This window comes from Metabacillus fastidiosus NBRC 101226 (genome assembly GCF_001591625.1).
Taxonomy (GTDB): domain Bacteria; phylum Bacillota; class Bacilli; order Bacillales; family Bacillaceae; genus Metabacillus; species Metabacillus fastidiosus.
Map to the genome: position 1 here is coordinate 1 of NZ_BCVG01000184.1, position 3,805 is coordinate 3,805.

2 protein-coding genes and 1 pseudogene are annotated in these 3,805 nt (G+C 37.6%); all 3 read right to left on the reverse strand.

Features of this window, described 5'->3' with window-relative positions:
• Nucleotides 1-125: 125 nt before the first annotated feature.
• A complete protein-coding gene (ku, locus tag BFA01S_RS21040; protein WP_066235529.1) occupies nt 126-968 on the reverse strand; it encodes a non-homologous end joining protein Ku in 843 nt (280 codons plus the stop codon).
• Between the two features lie 54 nt (nt 969-1,022).
• Entirely contained in the window at nt 1,023-3,263 is a 2,241-nt protein-coding gene (locus tag BFA01S_RS21045) for an AAA domain-containing protein (protein WP_066235531.1), read from the reverse strand.
• Nucleotides 3,264-3,471: 208 nt separating this feature from the next.
• Nucleotides 3,472-3,805: pseudogene (locus BFA01S_RS21050) on the reverse strand (methyl-accepting chemotaxis protein); the annotation flags it as partial.

A 3,805-nucleotide genomic window follows, 5' to 3' on the forward strand; every position in this document is an offset into this window, starting at 1 on the left:
GTGTTCTATTGTTCGGACCTTTACAGACAGCGGATCTCCCACTTCACTTATTTGAAATCTCAGAACTTTGAAGTGGGAGGCTTACTGCTCATTAAGGCTAGGATAAAATATGCTGGGATATTTTTTCAGCTTGTTTCTTTTTTTGTTTTTACGGCTGTTTTTTTCTTTGCCGCTGAGTTTATCCGCTTCGTTTGTTCAATGCTTGCATTTAAAGCGTCAAGAATGTTTTTAAGATCTACTTTTTTCGGATTTATAACAGGTTTTACTTCCACTTCTTCGTTTTCAATTTTTTCTTCTATTAAATCAAGCAAAGCTGTCCGATATTCATCTGTATAGTCTTCTGGTATAAATGGAACAGTCAGTTCATTAATAAGTGTAGTTGCTGCTACAAGTTCTTTTCTTTGAATAGTCACTTCTTGTTCAGACGGCAAGTTTGGAACTTGTGTAATCGAGCGCACCTCATCTGGATAATGAATCGTTTCAAGAATAAGCCCATCTTCATGAACACGAATAATAGCTAAATGCTGGCGGTTGCGTAATGAAATTTTAACGATTCCAATTTTCCCTGTTCTTTCTAATGCCTGTTTTAGCAGGATGTATGTTTTTTCTGATCCTTCCATCGCATTAATAAAATAAGAACGATCAAAATAGACAGGATCAATTTCTTCTAGTTGTACAAATGAAATAATGTCAACAGACTGCACTTCATATTCTTTTTTTAAAGCATCCAGTTCTTCTTTACTAACAACGACATATTTATTTGGACTATATTCATACGCCTTTACAATATCCTCTGGTTTCACTTCTCCATCTTCACAGCCTGGAGCTATTTTTTCATATCGAATCGGTACGAGACAGTCTTTATGAATACCGATAAGTTTTACATCTTTATCTTCAATCACGCTATGAATTCTAATCCCGATACTAATTAATCCAAATGATAAATTGCCTTTCCAAACTGTATGCATAAGATCACCCAAATCCATTTTTTCTTAATATACCCACTATAAGAAGATTGATAACTATATGAAATCAATTGGCAGCTTTCCGAGAAACTGTTCCGCAAAAAATACAGAATCCAGTCTCGCTGCAACAAATGGCGGGCTGATATTTTTTGAACCTTCTAAAGGAAGGCCGAGCCAGAAGTAACGGTGATCTATTAAGATAAATGGGAATGGAATAGACTGTTCTATCTGTTTCTTCGGCTGAAATGAATACTGCTTATCAGATATAACCGTTACGATATTTCTCATTTCTGTTAATTTCTCGAGCCACTGTTCTGTCAGGACTGTATGTGCAGGCAAGGAAATAACAATCGATTTCTGCGCTTTTTTCATATCGTCAAACACTCGTTCAAGCTTTCTCGCATGCATCCATTGTAGACGTTCATGCTGATTTTTTATCCAAGTGCCGATTTCATTCATGAAAACGGTCTGATCCTCTTTTTCCTGATGCGTGACGAGCTGTTTAATCGTCTTATTGCCGTAAACATGCTGATGAATATAAGCATTATTACTTATATGAATAAACTTTCCCTTCGTTCTCGTAATCGCAACATTGATCAGCCTTTCGCTTTCTTTTCCGGTAATAAGCATGCCTGCTCTCTGCTCAGGATAGCTGTCGACTGTATCGAAAATAATGACATCGCGCTCACTTCCCTGAAGTTTATGAACGGTTGCTGCAATGATATTTGCTGTCTGCTTCTCCACTTCATAAAAATCGGTTAAAAGACTGTCCATAAGCTGAGCCTGAACTCTGTACGGAGATACATAGCCGATGGAACGTGCCCCTGCTTTGTAAGCTTCATGTATTAATTGAAAGGATAATAATAATTGCCATATATTCATTCGAGATTTTGATGTTCGTTCATTTATACAATACTCACCTGTTGAGCTCGTATCAACTAGAATTGCAGCACGGTTTGGAAACGGAGCTTTTTCTACTATTTCATTTCTGTTTTTCAAAACAGATTCATGATCTCCGACTAAGGAACGGTAAATATATTTATTTGTAAAAGCAGATATATCTGGATGCATCCGCCTTTGTTCTTTTAACAGCATTAAATGAGGATGAAGCTGCCCATGCTCAATCGTATGAGCGACATTAGCACAATGGAAAATATCTTCCTTCAGCCATTTATTCACTAGTTCATGACGGCTGCTCGCAATCGGCGGCAATTGTTTAAAATCTCCACAAATGATCGAATGCTTCGCAAGTGTTGCCGCAAATGCTGCCTGCGGGACGTAACACATGCTCGCCTCATCAATAATAACAACATCAAACTGATGTTCATAAATTGTCGGATCTGTTGCCGCTTTTGCTAAAGTCGTACCGATTACATACGCATCTTTTACGAATTGGATTTCTTTTTGCCGTATTTTCTCCAGCAGCCTCGTCAATTTTTTCTCGATATCGAGCAATTGATCAGAATCTCTCTTACTGAAAGAACTCGTTAAATCATTTTTAAGATGCTGCTTCTCCTCTATAAGCTGTTCCTTCTCCTTAGCAAGGCTTGGCTCCTTCTTTTCCAACAGCTGCGCAGTTGTAAGACTTTCATGCTTTAATAAGTCACCGCCTGTTTGTGAACCATAGCGGATAACATGGCCTTCCTGAAACTTATTTCTCTTCTTTATAAAAGTAGAAATTTCAGCAAGCAGCACATCGACTGCCTGATTGCTGTGGCTTAAAATAAGCACCCTTTTTTCCTTGAAATATTTATTTGCAGCCACTCTTGCAAGCGTATATGTTTTCCCCGTTCCAGGCGGCCCCCACACATATGTAACGGGATTGTATTTGGATCTTAAAATAAGTTCATGAACATTGTTTTTTATTATATGTACCGGATGTTTAATACCCATATCAGGGTTCATTAATCTCTTTATTCTTCCAAGCTTACGTTTGCTTTTCTCTATTTCTTCCAGCCTTAACTGCAATTCATCCAGAAGCTCCCATGGGTCATGAAAGAGAACAGCTTCTCCCACTAAATCCCCGATCGATTGTTCTAATGCTACAATGACATTCTTTCCTTCTGACGACAGCATGCGTCCATCTATTTTTACATTTCCCCATTCAAGCCTTATTTGTGAGCCTGGTGGAATTTTGATTGATACGTTCGTTTCAAAATAATATGGATAGGAGTCGGCAGAAGATAATAATTGGCCATTTTTAAGATAATATTTTGTACTACCATACTTTTTCAAATAATGAATTTCTATTTGGAGTGCTTCCTGCCACTCTTTTAAATAAGCTAATGTTGTCGACATACTTCTTCATCCCTATGATTGCTTTAATTTAATACACTATTATATCATTCTAGTTCACACTTTCCTCACCAAAATGATTTCAATGAAAAAAGCCGATCAATAGATCGACTTTTTTCCTGCTTATTCTCACAAACAAATTCAGTTCTTGGAGGATAATGTCTTTTCCTGCGCTTTCCCGGGAAAAGATTTATTTTCTCTCCAATCTATTTCACAGCTTAAATCTTGTAACAGAGGACGTTAATCGGTCTGCTAATGTGACAAGTGATGCTGAACTTTCACTAATCTTACTCATTGATGCTGAAGACTGTTCAGAAACAGCCGCTGCTTCCTCCATACCCGCTGATGATTGTTCTGATATTGCTGCAATATTTTCGATTGACTCATTAATATCATGAGCCGCAACAGAAATCGTCGCCAGCTGATCAGATGTATCTTTAATCTTATCTTGAATGTTTGCCACTGACTGGTTAATTAATTGGAATGTATCACTCGTCTGTTTAATTTTTTCGCTTCCCTGCTCCACTTTCCCATAACTGTTTTCC